This window comes from Polluticoccus soli, assembly GCF_029269745.1.
In the GTDB taxonomy this organism is placed as follows: domain Bacteria; phylum Bacteroidota; class Bacteroidia; order Chitinophagales; family Chitinophagaceae; genus Polluticoccus; species Polluticoccus soli.
On record NZ_JARJHT010000003.1, the window covers coordinates 82,056 to 99,729 of the forward strand.

The following is a 17,674-nucleotide window of genomic DNA, read 5'->3' on the forward strand; positions in this document are numbered from 1 at the left end:
GACTTAATTGCTGCATAATGAGCAAGAACACTGCAATACGGATTGTGATACTATTATTGGCAACGCTGATAATAAACAAGTCTGTGCTGGCACAAGCCGCACCAGGCGAGCGACACCGCATACTCATTATCATGAACGGGTCGCAAAAGATGCTCGATACATGGTCGGCCAATGAAAACAACTACCAGGTATCGTCGCGCATCATCTCTTCGCTGATAGATAGCTTGTACCAGATAAATGACGAAGTGGAATTTGGCCTGCGAGTATATGGACACCAGCAAAGCTTCCGCGAGCGCGATTGCTATGACTCGAAACGCGAGGTAATGTTTAGCCGCGACACAAGAGCACAGATGAAACTAAGACTGACGGACATTAAGCCCAAAGGCGCCGCTCCGCTTAGCTTTGCTATTAGCGAGGCCAATAGTTACGACATCTCAACAGCCGACCAATACATCTACAGCGTGATCTTTGTAACCGATGGAAGTGTTGACTGCAGCGCCGACGCCTGTGCCAAAATGAAAGAACTGCGCAAGAAACTAAAGTTCACACCTTACGTACTGCAGGTAAACACAAACGAGCAATTCAGAAATGACTACAACTGCCTCGGGGAATTTTTGACTATAAAAAACGAGGAGAATATCAAGTATGCTATTGGTCACATCGTTCAAGCATACCGAAAGATCCTGCCGCCCAAACGACCCGAAACGGCAAGCACAAGGAAACAGCAATCGAAACCCGCATTCGAGCCGCTAGGCACAACAAAACCAAAGACAAACCCAACACCACCAGTAACGGCAAAAAAAGATACTGCGTCGTACGATACACTGAAAACAGGCCGCGTTGCCACAGCCCCACCCGTACAGGCTGTGCTCATTAGCAAAAACTCGAGAATAAAGGCAGAACCAGAGAATAAAAATGGCTATGCGATTTTGATGAACATAAGTCGCATACCCCACATTGCCATTTATCAAGACGGCGCACCCGATAGCAGTCCCACGAAAGACATTTTCCCGGTAGGCCTTGATGTGCAAAAAGTAGAACTCAAACCCGGCTACTACAAGCTTGTCTACATGCTATACGGTTACCAGCTTGGTCTCAACTTCACTGTAGAGCAAGGAAAAGAAACTGAAGTGTGGTTGGCTCGGTAGCCGCGCTATTTCTTTCTCACCAGGAACAAGAAAGGTTTCAGGAGATAATACAAAAAATGTAAATGATCCGGCAAGCGCAAGGTTGCAACATCACGCATGTTTGGTGTAAACCCCTCGCGTAAATAACACCAGCCCAGGCGCAGCCTGGCTCTTAGACTATCCCTTAAAAGGAACTGCTGGCGGACATTTTCCGCTGACAATTTCCGCTTTTTTAAGACGGGGAAAGTAAGGAGGCGACTCAGGACTGCATTGTATTCAGGTGTTTCGCGCTCACTTGTTTCTGAACCGACACCAAACAGACTGTGGCAAAGTTGCAACCCAATGGCTGATGTTCTTCGTATTCCTGCCTGTTTTAGTAGCTTTTTTATTTCCGGAGAAGCAATCAGTTGACCGTCGGCCTCTGCAAAAGCAGCCAGGTCGGTTACATGTCGCAATACCCGCCAAACATCGTTGACTCCATGGTGTACCAGCACAATCATCAAATGGTCCTCTACATTCAACTCGCAAACTTCTTTGCTCGAAATTGAATGCCGCTTAGATCTGTCAAACAATCGCATCACATCAATCGGCGCATCCAGCATACGATGAGTAACTTCCCAATGTAATTCAACCTTCATTATACCCAGCGGAGTTTGCCTTGTCAGCAGCAACTCACTCTCTGTCTTTACGAACCTATCTTCAAACTGCGCATCGAAAAAGCTGGCAGGAATATAACCACTCGCCAACAGGACTTCTTTTGCAGTCCTAAAATCTCGCGCATTAATAAGAAAATCAATATCGCCTGTTTCTCGCGTCACAAAATCATCGTAAAGCAGCCTGCTAAGCAACAAGCCCTTATATGGAATATTTACAACACGACTATCATTAAGTACAGCATGAAGCTTCATCAACTCATCCAGCTTCATCAGGTTACCCGCGGCGATCTTTAATACATCGCTTCTCAGCCTCTCTATATAATCAGGGGCAACGTGATCTGAAATTCTTAACAAGATGCGATAGACAAGAGGGCGTAGCTTATGCGCTACGACAATTTTCTCAAACAGGTGCCAATCTATTGACGACTGCGATATGTGTGTCACAACCTCATCCAGTGCACTTTTCTTAAATCCGGCCCTGCCAATCAACACCAACAATGCCATTTCTGCATTATAACGTTTTGCTATTTCGGAGATCGGGATCATATAGCTTGCTTCTCGTAGATGGCAGAAAACTTACCATCCTTTTTAAGTAATTCGCTAAACGTTCCATCCTCTACAATGGTGCCATTTTCCATTACATAGATATGATCTGCTATCTTGAGGCTGTAAAGCCTGTGGGTGATCAGTATAACGATCTTGTTACCGATGTCCTTTTTCAACTGTTGAAATACGGTATACTCCGCAATCGGATCCATTGCACTGGTCGGTTCATCCAGAATAATGATCTCGCTATTCTTATAAAAGCCACGCGCTAGTGCCAGCTTCTGCCACTGACCTCCACTCAATTGCGCCCCACGTTTGAATACACGCCCAAGAACTGTCTTGAATCCATCTGGAAGCGATGCGATGAAACCATCTGCACCAGATCGTACAGCAGCTTCCTTCATTCTATCTTCTAAGCGGTGCTCCTCTCCAAGTGCAATGTTTTCTTCCACGGTGAGATAATACCGCCCAAAATCCTGAAAAATTGCCGTGGTGCTGCTGCGCAGTTCCTCGGCATTGATCATATTAATATCAACGCCGTCTACAAGCATGCGTCCATCTTCAATTGCATATAGCTGGCACAGCAATTTGATCAACGTGGATTTGCCTGAGCCGTTCTCACCAACTATTGCCGTTATTTGGCCCGGTCGTAATTGCATGTTCACATCGTGCAACACCCGGCCCTCTGTACCCGGATAGGTAAAATCCAGCGCGTTAATTTGAATGCCTTTTGCTAACAGTGGCATTGACCGGTTACCTTTTTTCATTCTGGTTGCTGGGCGCACCGCAAGGTAATTGAGTATCTGGCGGATATACAATTGGTTTTGAAACAGTGCAATGCCAGATTGAAACAGGCTGTTAATAGATCCCTGGAGCCGCTGAAACACCTGGAAATACACAACCAGCCCACCAATGGTGATCGCGCCAGTTAACACACTCGAAATAAGAATATAGTATATAAAAACGGTAAAGACGATCTCTACAGATTGTATTAATATACCACGCTTCAGAAACTGGTAGTGTAGTTGCCTCTTTTTATTAAAGATGAAAAGATTCAGATGAAGAAACTGCCGGATGAATTCCGGTCCATAATTAAAAACACGTACCTCTTTTGCATAGTTGTCGGTTGTAAGGCTCTGAAACAAGTTCACTGCTTTGCGATATACCGGCATCGTCGTTTTTTCCAACAAATATTGCCGATATCCATGCAATATTTTACTTACTGCCAGTGGAATGCTTAACAGGATCAACAACACTGGAATGCTCCAATGCACCATGGTCAAAAAACCACCAAACAGCACGATCGTGATCAGGCTTTGAATAATAGCCTGACTGGTGGCCATAAGCTGAGCAGGCTTATATAAAGACTGCTGTTGAACCATATGCAACTCGTCATAGAACGATGGATTCTCATAATTTTCAAGATCCAGTTCTACGGCCTTATGCAGCACTTTTGCTGCAATGTCATCCGAGATCACTTGTTGCTGCAATACCATGTAGTAGCTAGACAATTGCGAAATGACAATACTAGCAAGCTGCAATCCGCCAAACGCTAAAAGATAATTGCCGGCCCAATCCCACGCCACATTCCCCGAAGTAATGATACGATCTATCAGTGCCTTGAGCACAATAAACGAAAACAGAGGAATGACAGCCTGCAAAACAAACAACAGGAGATTGACGATCGTGAGACGTTTGGCTGAATTCCAAATAAGCACGAAGCCTTTAAAACTATCTGATAAAAAGTTCCAGATCTTTTGCTTCCGTTCGTATATGCTTTGAAACATGGGTGTCAGATACTACCTCAAAAATAACATTCCATGGGTTAGCATCAACACCGACTTAATACTTTGAGAAAAAAGCCACGACGTTATAGTATTTGCTTCGTGCGCCACCAATGAAAATTTCGTTGTTACACCTTATCCAGGCATGGGCATCGAGTTTGCTTTTACCAACGTTGAACCTTACTCCCAGGCACAGAGTATTCGGAATGCGACGCCTATTCAGCATGATCATTGCAGTCAATGCCCGGTCAAGACAGACACTTTTCCATGGCACTTTTGTAGCTCCAACCACGATCATCTTTCGCACCATGGCAACTGTTGTGGCATCCGTCTCCGTTATATGACCAAGGCCCTCGCTATTCAAGGCACCGAAATATGGAGCTAATTTTTTAAAAGGCACAAACAGGATAAGCAGCTTTGCGATAAGCAATATCAAAACGACCTCAGTCAGAAGAACTTTCTCCTGTAGCGACAGTCGCCTGTATTTGCTGATCGCGTTAAATCTCATGAAAAGTCGTAGCTTTTTGTTGTTGCAGGAAAAGGGACAACATCATCCCAGCCAGCAGCTGGTCGTAATATTTGCCTTCTATATAGCTATTGTGTACACCAAGACGGAGACTCGATAACTTATTACGGTCCCAAAAATCAAACAACTGGTGACTTTCAGACAAACTCATTAGATAGTCCTTAACCCTTTCAAAATGCCTTTCCCGCTCTACCCTATGAAACGGGACGGTAGCAGAAGCTATTGCAGGCTGCTTGGGCTGATTGATAATGCTTGCAGGCAGTAAACCTTCCATTGCCTTTCTCAATACCGCGCGATCTCCGTCGGCATTCACTTTGAGCGCATCGGGCAAACTGTAAAAATACTCGAGTACTGAGACATCAAGAAAAGGATATTTGTACGACAATCCGTAAGCGCCTGAAATAAAATATCCCGATTCAAGACGCGCGGTTGTTCCACCGCTCGTCATAAAAAAATTCATTCGTTCCCCTGGTGAGTAGTGTTTAAAATAATCATCACCAAGATATTGTTTGCGGTTAAGATCATCTTCGAGGAGATCGTTTGTAAATAGCAGGTGGTTGTATCGATTTAAAAGATATCGCCTGTTTTCGCGATGTTTATTTCTCAAGGCATACCTGCCCACCTGGTAGGCGGTTGCTACAACGGCTTTACCCCGAAACAAACCCATTTTTGAATAGTGGCAGAAAAGAGACTGTAGTTGCAATTGCCTGACCATCGACACCACGTACCGCTGTCCGACTTGCATGGAGATTCCTTCGTCACCACCAAACCCCGAGAAAAGGGCACCTACACCCTGGCAGGCAGCAGCCTTATAAATACCTGTCTGGTAAAATGACAAATAAAAATTGAATGGAATGCCCGCCTGTTCGATTATACTCTCAGACAATGTAACCGGGTCTTCAATATGGTCGATTGCAGTAGGCGCCGGCAAACCCAAATGATCTGCCACCATTGTGGCCTTATCCCATTCATCACTAAAACCGGCGAATGATTGTTTATGCGCTACAGGCAAGACATTCGAAAAGGCAAACAGCTCTTTCCTATCCGCAATTTGAGAGGCAAGTACCGCAATTGATGATGAATCCAGGCCGCCACTAAGCTCGATGCCGACATTCAAATCTCCGTCAAGCCGAGTTCGCATGGCGATTAACAAACGATCCTGGAGTCCTTCTGCTGCATCTTCCAGGTTTTGAACGCGACTTGGCAGAACAGCACTCAGCGCCCAATATTTGCGGCACACACTTTTCTTCCGATCAACGCAAATAGAATATGCAGGTGATAAGCTTTGTATTTCTTCAAATATCGTTTGCTCCTTGTCGCCATAGGTTTTCTGAAGTAGCTGAATGATCTTACTGTTATTCAAGCAACGGGCAAATGCAAACTTTGACAAAAGTTTTATCGAATCACTGAAGAAAAACAGGCGTTCACTAATAAAGTAAAACAGCGGAAAAAGCCCGATGTGATCGCGGGCTGCAAATAAAGCTTCCGTTTGCGGATCCCAAATAGCGAATGAAAAAGCCCCATTTAGCAACCCCGGTGTCGAGCTACCAGTTTTCTTAAAGGCTTGTAATATAAGTTCCAGATCGTTGGCTGGCTGATTTCCAATGGCCAGTTTTTTGCAAACGTCTTCGCGGTTGTATATCTCCGCTTTGCCGCAAATAACCCAGCCATCATCGTCCTTTACAATATTTCCCTTTCTATCATTCTGAAAAAATGCCACCTCATTATTTACCGATCCAAAAACAGAAACGTCCCCGTTGCACAATGCGGCATGTACAGCCGGCATAGAAACGGTGCCGTTCCTCGAAAATACTCCGATAAAATTTCCCGCACGCATACTGCACTAAGCGGTTTGGCTAATCTTACGTTCTACAAAATCCACAAAACTTTCTGGAGCCATAGTTGCCGGCCGGAACAATTTAAAAACCGGCACGTTACCGATAATAGTGGAAGATAGCTTAAAATGTTCCGTACGTTTGCCCAGCTTATCAACAAGTGCAGGTCTGAACGTATTCAGCCTGAGAAGTTCCAGCTTTTGAAATGTAGTTAGCATTTCCATACGCGGCTGCTCTTCATCACAAGCTTCCAGCATAAAGATGGCTTTGATCGGGTATTCACGCTGCTGCGACCTGTTAATTGGGAAACTATATTTATCAAGGCTATTTCTCAACTTTGTAAGCGACTCCGCACTATGCTCATACAGCTCAAGACTGCTTGGCCAGAGTTTGAGATGCTGGTAACCAGAATAAACAAAGGGAACACTATCTGCGTCAAATTGGATCGCCGATATGTCATCATTGATCACTTCATAACCCTTTTTTAAGAAACCTAAAGCGAGCGTTGACTTACCAACTCCGGAGTTTCCGGAAAACAACACAGCCTTACCATTAACGTTTACAGCAGAAGCATGCAGAGCCAGCAAATTTCTTCGATGCAGGATGACACCAAACAATGTGGAGAGTGCATATATCCTTACCGCCGCAGTTTCAGACTGCGGATGTTCATCTATCTCAATAAGGTTATCATTAGTAACAAGATACCGGGCCGTATTCTGAACATTAAAGAGGAACCCATCGGGTGATATTTGTACATAGCGACTGGTATAGACACAATCATCGAGCTTCTCCGGCACGACACCTCGTTTGACGTATAAGTCAAACTGTTCAAAATCTGCCTTCTGCAGTTCGGGAAATTCGAATTCAGAGGCAATGCGCAGCCCGTTCGCCCAATATGTATGGGGCAAAATACCTTGTCTCACCGTCACCCTTGATTTTAATTATTAGCGTTAGCTAGACGCAGGCACGCCATCGTTATCCTCAATATCGACGTTCTCGCCGCTAAGCGTATTTATCCACTCCTCTTTGTAAAGCTTTGGAGCTTCCCATTCTGAGTGCCTGGCAGGCATTGCCAATCCAGTAATGAAACTGTTCATAGACCTATTTTTACGTACTAGAGTATTTATGAAACTAACAATATGGTCTCTTTAACCATTTCTACTATAAATGGTCTCGTCTCATCCTTACATTTTTGCTCCGGAATATTGAAATTCGCAGACAGTTGTGCGCACAGATCAGAAAAGGTCATGGAGGTTTCCAATTGCCTCCATATGTATGAACCCGTTTTATTCATCCCAAAATATCTACCAGCCTCAGGATCCATCATAACTGTCTCGGCACCTATGTTATTAGCAAGCATCCCACCATTCCTGCTTATCAGGCTATCATCTTTAATATCAACAGCTTGCATGCGTCAAAAATACATCGCTGCAAAATGTTTTCGTAGTGCTTTCTTGTTATTGTATTGTTATTGATGAGCTTGTTCCCATTGACAACAAAGATGTGTTATCGCTTTTCGAAAGAATGCGAATGGTCGCTCAATACCGGATTACCACTATTGTCTTTGAATCGCACATCTTTCACGAACTCCTCATCATTGAGCGTATTCAAAAATGCCAGGAGGTCTGCTTTTTCTGTAGCGGTTAGATAAAGCCGCAAATGCATCGCAGGGTCAAGCGTGGCTGTTTTAAACTTATCGCCCGCATAATGTTCCAACACTTGCTCCAATTCATTGAACCTGCCATCGTGCATATATGGCCAGGTATATTTCAAATTGCGCAGCGATGGCACTTTGAATTTATAGAGATCACCAGATTGTTTGGTAATGGTCGCCCTGCCACTATCAGTTTTAAATTTTGGCATCAAGCCAGTATTCCGATAAGAAAAATCTGTGAACAAGGGCTCCTTGTGGCAAGAGCTGCATATACTGCGAAAGATGCTTAACCCGTTTGTTTCGGAGGCAGTAAACTCTACTCCTATTTCCTTCCTCATGACCTTGTCGTATTTTGAATTGCACGACACCATCATGCCCATAAACTGGGCAAGAGCTTTCAACAAGCGCTGAGAGTTGATCTTTTCATCTCCATACGCTGTTTTAAATAACCTCTTATACATTGTATCTCCGGCAACCTTGTTCACAGCGTTTTCCAGTTTTTCGTCCATTTCCACCGGATTTTGCATCGGGCTAATGGGTTGTACTTCTATATGATTTACGGACCCGTCCCAAAAGAACGCAGGTTGCCAGTTAAGATTGAATAGTGGTGGTGTATTTCGCGTGCCAAGTTTGCTTTCTATTCCATGACTGGTTGGATGGTCGAGATGCGCGAAAGCTGCAAACTGCTGATGGCAACTGCCGCATGAAATGGTATTATTGCGAGACAGGCGGCGGTCATAGAACAATGTACGCCCTAGTTCAAATCCGGCTTTCGTTAGCTTATTGTTTTTGTCAAACTTGTATACAGGTTCAGGCCAAGATTCCGGATAGTTCAATTGCCAGTTCTTCTCAGGCCTTGCCTTTTCGGGTGGACAAGGGTACATGAAGAACGTCACCAGCAAAACTCCCGGTATTATTACAAACAACGTATGCAACAGCTTATTAATCCTCATGGCTTAACGAAAACATATCAGCGTAGTTGTCTGCAATGTGTACAGCATCAGCACCCTCTGTTACAACAACGGGCATCTTACGCAATTCAATACTATTGGGTGTTTTCAACCACTCGGCCGCGTTAGAGGTTAGCGCAATACCCGTCTCAACACCAGCTTTAATGGTCACAGGTTTCGAAAACCTCAACGTAGCCCATCTAAGCGTACTGTTACTTCCTGCAAACCCACCAATGTGAAAGGAATAGTCAGTTTGTTCCGCATTATTGAGCCTGCCTTCCAGCTTTGCATTGATGTATCCTGTATTCCAATCCCAAAACATAGCATTGATCGGATCGAGAGCATCGGTTTGCGCACCGCTTACATTGTGTAAACTGTCCACTCCAATCATAAACCGGATTGCCGAATACTCGCCTGGAGGAAGGTATACATCAAACTCTTTGCTTTTCGGCTTCGCCTCATTTATTAAGTGGTAGCTGTCAAGCTCCACCACTGCATCACCATTAACTGTCGGCAACGTGATATTACTGATGTAATACTTGTAGTTAGTTATGAAAATGCTGTCGCCGGCAGGTGTCCGGTAAATGCGATCATTTAAGATCAGGGGGTCTTTACCGAATACATTTTTGACGCTGATGTGCAGTTTGCATTTAGTTTCCGGCTGCGACATGGCAGATAGCGACTGCAACACACATAAACCCACCAAAGCCACAGCAGTTCTGTATTTACCAACCATCATTCAAAATTAATCTAATTTGTTGACACTTCGTGATTTACGAAGAAAAGCAGCTACGTCTATGTAGCTGCTTTTTTTCAAAACTCCCCCTTAAAGACTATTGAACAAGCATACTTGACTTGTACATTTCGTCACCGCTAGACACCATGATAATGTAGGTACCTTTTGCTACGTTTGAAAGATCTATTTGCAGTATTTGCTCAACATCCGACGATGTCACCGTTGACATACTCACTATTTTACCAGTAATGTCGCGAACTACCAGTTGGCCTTCTTGGCCCAATGCAGGCAGTTTCACAGCAAAGCGGCCATCACTCGGATTAGGGAACAGAACCATATTCTTTGCAATCTCACCGATCGCCGTCAGGCCATCTTCATGTCCACCTTCGTCATAAGAGTTTTTATTCTGGTAGTCTTCGCAACGACCAACCAGGTCGCCGTGCTGATTCAGATGTGTGGCCAGTGCGTTGGTATCAATGCAGATTGTATTCTTACCATTGTGGCACACGTAGATCTTGTGCAGCGGACTATTACCAGCGTAACACCTAACGTCGATAACATTTATTGTTTGGCTTACTGTCTTAATAGCACCTTTTGAATCAGTGATCGTAACGGTATATGTAGTTGTAACCGCCGGCGTAACCTTGGTTGTAGCCGATGTTGGGTTTGAACAACCTGTAGCTGGTGACCAGCTGTATGTGTAACCTGGCATGCCGCCTGTGGGTACCGCAGTCAGGTACGTATAATCCCTGTATCCTTTGTAAAGGGTATAAGGCACATGGTTGCTATTTACTGAATATACCGGATTTACTGAGATAGCACCATTCAACTGCGTAGGCTGAGTAATCGTAAATACTCCCGTCCTGGTAGCGCCATTTGCGTCAGTTACGGTTACGGTATATGTTCCTGCAGGAATATTTGTACGGTCTTCGGTTGTAATGTTACCATTCCACAAGTACGAGTATGGACCAACACCACCCGTAGCAGTAATATTAATAGCACCATTGCTTACTCCATAGATAGTTGCATTAGTAACAGCGCCAGTAAGCAAAAGTTGCGCAGGCTGCGTTACGGTATAGGTAGCAGTAAAGGTAGCGCCGTTCGCGTCAGTTACTGTCACAGTATAGCTACCTGCAGGCACGTTCGTACGGTCTTCAGTAGTCACATTTCCATTCCACAGGTAAGAATAAGGGCCTACACCACCTGTTACTGTCAGATTAATGGCACCTGTACTTGCATTATAAATAAGCACGTTGCTTACCGATGCAGTTGCAAGCAGTTGCGCAGGCTGACCGACTGTATAACTACCCATAGCAGTTGCACCATTAGCATCTGTTACTGTTACCGCATAAGTACCGGCAGACACACCCGATATATCTTCGCTGGTTGCACTGTTGCTCCAGCTGAACGTATAAGGACCTACACCACCAGTAACTGTAATATTAACAGTACCATTTGCAACGTTGTAAATCGTAGCATTGGCAACCACTCCTGCTACAGTTAGCTGAGCCGGTTGGGTGATAGTATATGTAGCTGTGAAGGTGGCACCGTTCGCATCGGTTACAGTTACAGTATAGGTACCTGCGCCAATGGCGGACAGATCTTCAGAAGTAGCATTATTGCTCCAACTATAAGTATAAGGACCTACACCACCTGTTACTGTCAGGTTGATGCCACCAGTATTTGTATTGTAGATGATTGCATTGCTTACTGAAGCGATAGCCAGCAATTGATCCGGCTGTGTAACCGTGTAAGTACCTGTTGCAGTTGCCCCGTTGGCATCAGTAATAGTTACGGAGTATATCCCGGCACCAATGCTTGCAATGTCTTCAGTTGTTGCATTATTTGTCCAGCCATAAGTATACGGGCCAACACCGCCCGCAGGTGTAATATTAATAGCACCGTTGGCCAGGTTGTAAATCGTAGCATTGGCAACCACTCCTGTCACCGTCAGCGGATCTGGCTGAGTGATAGTGTAAGTAGCCGTGAACATAGCACCATTCGCATCTGTTACTGTTACAGTGTAAGTACCTGCACCAACAGTAGTGATATCTTCAGTTGAAGCATTATTACTCCAGCTGAAAGAGTAAGGCCCAACCCCACCGGCAACAGTTAGATTAATCCCCCCTGTATTTGTATTGTAAATAAGGGCATTGCTCACAGATGCTGTGGCCAGCAGTTGTGCTGGTTGAGAAACTGTGAATGCATTTGAAGCAGTACAGTTAATGGCGTCTGAAACAACTACCGAATAGTTACCCATGCCGATACCGTTAATATCCTCTGTAGTAGCATTGTTGCTCCATGCATAATTATAAGGAGCAGTACCACCCGTAGCGGTAATATTGATCGAACCTGTATTTGTACCGAAGATCAGCGCATTTACCGCATTTCCTGCTACTGTCAGCTGCGGAGCAACAGTAACATTGGCAACCGGCGAAACACCGGCACAACCACCAGCAGCAAACACCTTTACGGCATAAGCACCCGATTGGGTAGCAGTATATACCTGAGACGTAGCATTTGGTATGTCCGCGCCATTTTTGGTCCACTGGTAAGAGCTACCCGCATTTGCGGTCAGAACCACTGATTCGCCGTAACAAACAGTTGTAGAACCACCTGCCGTAATAGACGCAACTGGAGGAACATAAGCAGAGCATGCATTGTTGATGCTTCCAGACACCCAGTTTGACGTGTTCCCGGTCAGGGCAAAGTTTTGCAGTGTACCATTTTTGTTATTACCGCTTGCGTCCGTAAGAGTATTGATCGTAGAATTGTTCGCCCCCACATGCCCCTGGTTAAAGGTATAATACTCCACCAGCCCGTTTTGCGGACCGCCCAACTGGCAAGAGTTGTATTGCTGAAGTTCGCTGGCACACAAGGCCCTGTTCCAGATACGCACCTCATCGATCTGGCCTTTCATGAAACGTCCTGTTGCATAGCGGCTGTCTTTACCAAAGTGCATTACAGAGTTAGCTACATTCAGGATACCGTTATTGACAACATCCGGTGAAGTAGCAGCAAGTACACCGTCTACATATATTTTGATACCGGCAGGACCTGCAACGCCTGTGTAGCGGTGCACACCAGGAGTTACTGCAGCATCTGCGTGTTTCCAGGCACCGTTATCGCTAACATAGAATTGCATTACACCGCTACCAGAGTAGTGCATCATCCACATCATATGCTGCGCACCGTCAATATTCTCTGTTGACTGCGAAATACCAGAACCTATCTTGCTTGTCGGATCAATGCTCGCATAAAAATCTACCGTGATCTCTTTTCCGAAGCTTGCATAAGGAGCTGTTACACGCACATAGTCATTTACACCGTCAAATTGCAACCCACCAGCCGGAGGCACAACCTTCAGCGTATACAGTTGTACAATGTTTCCAGCATGCGTGCCTAAAATATGATTCAAGGAATCCGCTACCTCAAGAGAAATGATCACATTGCCGAGATTCGCAATCGTAGGAGTACCAGTGATCAGCCAGCTATTGTTACCGTTTGGTGTAGCAGTCAACCACGACGGGAGCTGTGCTACCTCAAGTTTTATTTTGTCGCCGTAGATCGAGTCAACGTCATACGCATTCAGGACGTAGGTGTAAGGTACACCAGCTTTAGCTATTGTATCCGGAGCTGAAGTGATCACAGGCGGATTATCAACAAAATAGTACATGGTGTCATAAGCAGACTCGAAGTGTATAGTATCGGTAGCTTTATAAACAAGCTTATTGATCCCCCAGTTTGTCGCAGCAGGAATCCATTTAAATGTAGTACCTACAAATTTTGCTTTTGCCAGTGGAAAATTCGGTGTATATACCATGCCGGCCTTCACGCCGGAAAGAGCAACCAATTCCAACTTGTTGTTAGAATCAGGGTGGTATGCAGCTACTTCGTGCGTTATCGTATCACCTGGTTTCAGTGTGAAAACACTATTATTACCGGGTGTTGTAGGTACATTGAATTTTGGCTTGTATGACACGTTAAAGAACACAACGGTATTGTTCTGAACGCCGGCATCATCTTCCGATATTACGTTCACAACATAGTCACCCTCCTGGTCTGCGCCAGGCTTCCATCCAAAAACGCCGATCACCGGGTTGGTACCAATCGTTGTAAAAGTGGCACCAGGAGGCAGACCAATAGCGAGCATTTTCACAGTATCACCTGCATCAATATCGCTAGCCTTGACCTGGAACGCAATGGAGTCCCCTGGTTGAATATCGAAGATAGTGCCGTTTTGCGGAGAGACACTGTAATCAAAATCAGACGGAGTTGAATTACCAACAATCCTCAATAGCACATCAAGGGTAGTCCATGCACCTTTTGCATCTGTGATACGAATACTGGTGTTGTACAGATCACCAATGGTTTTGCCAACGGTATTCCATTTAAGTTTACCACTTGAAGTAATAGACATACCTGCCGGGTGTACGCTACCGGCACCAAATGAATCTGCCGGCGTAAGTGAGTAAGTCAGCGCATCACCATTAGGATCAATGGCTGGTATCTGGTATTGAAAGTCTGCGTCATCTACACGGCAGTTAATGATCGGCTGAATCGTAGATACAGGTCCGTCGTTATTATTATTTTCAGCTCCAACCTGCACCTTAGCACTGAAATAAACAGGTCCCAGCGTATTGTTTATCAACGGCGCGCCTATTCTATAGCTCAAAGATTGGAAGTTGGCCTGATATGAAGCTGCAACACTTGGATAAGTGTATACCGACGTCCATTCACCGTAAAACCAGTCGTCGGTATAGTTTACCGCTGTAATGAACAGGTTTACAGGCATTGTGGTAGTACCTACCCCTGGCCTGAACGATCCGATGTTCTTGATGGAACCTACATGCAACGTTGCCCCATCACTGAAGTGCAGTCTTCTAAAGGCCATCGAAACCTTGAACTTTATCTGGTATGGATTACCGGGCACTCTTTGCCAGGTAACAGTACCAAACCTGAAGTGGTTCGAATAGCCACTGGTTGCACTTAGCAAAAAAACACATATCAGGAATATGTATCTCAGTCTGCTGAAGACATGGTTAGTGAACTGGTGTTTCATACTGGGAATTTTGAAAGGAGTGTTTATATTTTAAAAACGAACATTTAAAAATGACAATAGCGTTTTTTAACCCCTGTAGGGTCCCAATAATGAATACCAGTTGTACGAAAAACAGGAAAGAATAATTCCTGAATTAGAAAGGCACGCTAAAGCTAGACGCTTCATATTGGAGTTTTGATAATTTGTAAGTTTTATACTGTATCTCTTTCTTATCCAGTATATCTCTACAACTTATCTCGACTCTCTTAATCCGGGCTCAAAAGTATATTGCTCAGATTATGAAAAAAAGTACTTTTTTGTTAACTATTTACGAATGATATTTATTAATAAATTATTGTATAGACAGATATTATAATTCTTGTTAAGCGTTGGTTATTTAATCTATTTGCAAACGATTCGTTAACCAGTATATATTGTTATTATTCCAAATTGAACCTAAGCGGTGTACAAGCTTGGCGGAGCCGCTGGCACGAAAACATATTTAGGAATTCATATACCTTTTCTTTAAATTTAGTTAGGTAAAAATGCCGCGAGGATAATGCAGCTCATTTTCCAAATGGTATAAGCTCTATACGGGTATAAACTGCTGGTCTTCGTGAGCATTATTTGTTTAATGCACATCAAAACTTTTTTTTGTTATGCCGGAGTTTGATACTGCTCACGTAAAAAACATTGTACTGCTGGGACATTCCGGCAGTGGCAAAACGACGCTTGCTGAGAGCATGCTCTTTGAAGCAGGCCTGACACACCGCAGGGGAAGCATTGAGGAAAAAAACACAGTAGGTGATTACACCGAACTGGAAAAAGAAAGAGGAAATACCATCTTCTCAAAACTACTTCACACACACTGGCGAGGGTACAAGATCAACATCCTGGATACACCTGGCTACGATGACTTCTCGGGCGAAGTGATCAGCGCACTACGTGTCGCCGACACTGGTGTGATGTTACTTAATGCTAGCACAGGTGTTGAAGTAGGCACAGACATTATCTGGGAATACACTGAACAATTCAAGACACCAATGATCTTTGTTGTCAACCAGCTCGATCATCCTAAAGCAGATTTTGAAAAGACTTACCAGGAAGCACGCAATCACTTTGGGCAGCACGTTGTACTCGTCCAGTACCCGCTCAATTCTGGTCTCGGTTTCAATGCCATTATCGATGTTCTCAACATGGTGATGTATGAATACAATGATCAGGGCGGCAAACCTAAAAAACTCCCGATACCAGATGCAGAAAGACCTAAAGCTGAAACACTGCATAAGGAACTGATAGAAGCAATAGCAGCCAATGACGAAACGCTGATGGAAAAATATTTCGACATCGGCGAGCTTACAGAAGACGAGATGAAGCAAGGCTTACATCTCTCTATGGTTCGTCATGATCTCTTTCCTGTTTTCTGTGCTTCCGCATTGCAAAACCGTGGCGTAGCCCGGTTGATGGGATATATCGACAATGTGTGCCCACCAGCTAGTGAAATGCCACCACAGGTTACTAAAGATGGCAGTACATTAAACTGCGATGCCAATGCATCCGCCTGTATCTTTATCTATAAAACCGTCAACGAACCCCATATTGGCGAACTGAGCTTTTTCAAAGTGTACTCCGGCACAATAAAAGCTGGTATGGAACTGGTAAACGAATCGACAGGAGTTACTGAAAAAATCAACCAGTTGTTCATCGTTGAAGGCAATAAGCGCACACCAATACCCGAATTGGTGGCTGGAGATATCGGTGCAACGTTGAAGTTGAAAAACACACACGTCAACAACACCCTCCATGAAAAGAGCAAACATATTGAGCTTGCCCCTATAGTCTTCCCTGAGCCACTAATGAGTGTGGCCATTGCCAATGCTAAAAAAGGCGAAGAAGAAAAGCTTGCCTCAGCATTACACCAGCTTAAGGAAGAAGACCCGACCATGCATGTAGAAGTATCATCAGAACTCGGACAGACGCTGCTGCATTGCATGGGCGAAATGCACCTCACAATTATAAAATGGAAACTCGAACACGTCTATCATCTCGACGTGCAGTATGCCAGGCCCCGTATCTCCTATCGTGAAACAATACGCGGCAAAGCTGAAACCACCTACCGACATAAAAAACAGTCGGGCGGTGCAGGTCAGTTTGCCGAAGTAACTATGCGCGTAGAGGCATGGACCGAAGGTATGCCTGAACCCACGGGTCTTACGGTACGCGGCAAAGAAGAAATAGCTTTGCCTTGGGGAGGCAAGCTGGTTTATTACAACTGCATAGTAGGCGGTGTTATCGACCAGCGTTTTATGCCGTCTGTACTAAAAGGTGTCATGGAAAAAATGCAGCAAGGTCCACTTACAGGCTCACATGTGCGTGATATACGTGTGTGCATATTTGATGGCAAGATGCACCCTGTAGACAGTAATGACATGGCCTTCAAAACGGCCGGCATGATGGGCTTTAAGGAAGCCTTCCAAATGGCCAACCCGCTGTTGATGGAACCCATTTATCATCTGAAGGTGTATTGCCCTGAAGATCTAACCGGCAACATCATGGGCGATCTGCAAATGCGCCGTGGTATGGTAGAAGGTTTTGACACCGAAGGTCACTTCACCGTGATCAATGCCATGGTGCCACACGCAGAAATGTATCAGTACGCTTCATCGTTGCGCAGCATGACTCAGGGCCGCGCACGCTTTAAAATGAAGTTTGACCATTACGCGCCAGTATCGGGCGAACTGCAGAAAAAACTTACAGAGACCTACAAAAAGGACACTGTGGAACTTGCAGAAGCCTGACCTATATTATCCAAAAAGAAA

At 44.7% G+C, this 17,674-nt stretch carries 12 protein-coding genes; 2 read left to right on the plus strand and 10 right to left on the minus strand.

Features of this window, described 5'->3' with window-relative positions; all coding sequences use genetic code 11:
• Nucleotides 1-17 precede the first annotated feature (17 nt).
• Nucleotides 18-1,148: a vWA domain-containing protein gene (locus tag P2W83_RS16630; protein WP_276134897.1), complete on the plus strand. Its 1,131-nt coding sequence runs from the start codon at nucleotides 18-20 to the stop codon at nucleotides 1,146-1,148.
• Nucleotides 1,149-1,153: 5 nt separating this feature from the next.
• Here the strand turns inward: P2W83_RS16630 and P2W83_RS16635 are convergent, their stop codons facing one another.
• The 10 genes from P2W83_RS16635 to P2W83_RS16680 all read right to left on the minus strand — a co-directional run bounded on the left by P2W83_RS16635 (nucleotide 1,154) and on the right by P2W83_RS16680 (nucleotide 14,876).
• Nucleotides 1,154-2,329, minus strand: coding sequence for a nucleotidyltransferase family protein (locus P2W83_RS16635; RefSeq protein ID WP_276134898.1), 1,176 nt, complete (start codon nucleotides 2,327-2,329; stop codon nucleotides 1,154-1,156).
• Nucleotides 2,326-4,116, minus strand: a complete 1,791-nt coding sequence (locus tag P2W83_RS16640) for an ABC transporter ATP-binding protein (RefSeq protein ID WP_276134899.1) — start codon at nucleotides 4,114-4,116, stop codon at nucleotides 2,326-2,328. The genes P2W83_RS16635 and P2W83_RS16640 overlap by 4 nt, the downstream gene beginning before the upstream one ends.
• A gap of 55 nt (nucleotides 4,117-4,171) precedes the next feature.
• Nucleotides 4,172-4,621 carry a lasso peptide biosynthesis B2 protein gene (locus tag P2W83_RS16645; protein ID WP_276134900.1) on the minus strand — a complete coding sequence of 150 codons (450 nt, stop codon included), beginning with the start codon at nucleotides 4,619-4,621 and terminating at the stop codon, nucleotides 4,172-4,174.
• Nucleotides 4,611-6,476 (minus strand): asparagine synthetase B family protein, encoded by a 1,866-nt coding sequence (locus tag P2W83_RS16650; RefSeq protein ID WP_276134901.1) that lies wholly within the window; start codon nucleotides 6,474-6,476, stop codon nucleotides 4,611-4,613. The genes P2W83_RS16645 and P2W83_RS16650 overlap by 11 nt, the downstream gene beginning before the upstream one ends.
• A gap of 6 nt (nucleotides 6,477-6,482) precedes the next feature.
• Complete coding sequence (locus tag P2W83_RS16655) at nucleotides 6,483-7,397, minus strand: hypothetical protein (RefSeq protein ID WP_276134902.1); 915 nt, start codon at nucleotides 7,395-7,397, stop codon at nucleotides 6,483-6,485.
• Between the two features lie 27 nt (nucleotides 7,398-7,424).
• Entirely contained in the window at nucleotides 7,425-7,571 is a 147-nt protein-coding gene (locus P2W83_RS16660) for a hypothetical protein (RefSeq protein ID WP_276134903.1), read from the minus strand.
• A gap of 26 nt (nucleotides 7,572-7,597) precedes the next feature.
• A complete protein-coding gene (locus P2W83_RS16665; protein WP_276134904.1) occupies nucleotides 7,598-7,885 on the minus strand; it encodes a PqqD family protein in 288 nt (95 codons plus the stop codon).
• A 95-nt stretch (nucleotides 7,886-7,980) separates the two neighbouring features.
• Nucleotides 7,981-9,081 carry a cytochrome-c peroxidase gene (locus tag P2W83_RS16670; RefSeq protein WP_276134905.1) on the minus strand — a complete coding sequence of 367 codons (1,101 nt, stop codon included), beginning with the start codon at nucleotides 9,079-9,081 and terminating at the stop codon, nucleotides 7,981-7,983.
• Nucleotides 9,071-9,817: an MbnP family protein gene (locus tag P2W83_RS16675; protein WP_276134906.1), complete on the minus strand. Its 747-nt coding sequence runs from the start codon at nucleotides 9,815-9,817 to the stop codon at nucleotides 9,071-9,073. The genes P2W83_RS16670 and P2W83_RS16675 overlap by 11 nt, the downstream gene beginning before the upstream one ends.
• A 94-nt stretch (nucleotides 9,818-9,911) precedes the next feature.
• Complete coding sequence (locus P2W83_RS16680; RefSeq protein ID WP_276134907.1) at nucleotides 9,912-14,876, minus strand: LamG-like jellyroll fold domain-containing protein; 4,965 nt, start codon at nucleotides 14,874-14,876, stop codon at nucleotides 9,912-9,914.
• A 638-nt stretch (nucleotides 14,877-15,514) separates the two neighbouring features.
• Between P2W83_RS16680 and P2W83_RS16685 the strand changes: the two genes are divergently transcribed.
• Nucleotides 15,515-17,653: an elongation factor G gene (locus P2W83_RS16685; protein ID WP_276134908.1), complete on the plus strand. Its 2,139-nt coding sequence runs from the start codon at nucleotides 15,515-15,517 to the stop codon at nucleotides 17,651-17,653.
• Nucleotides 17,654-17,674: the final 21 nt, after the last annotated feature.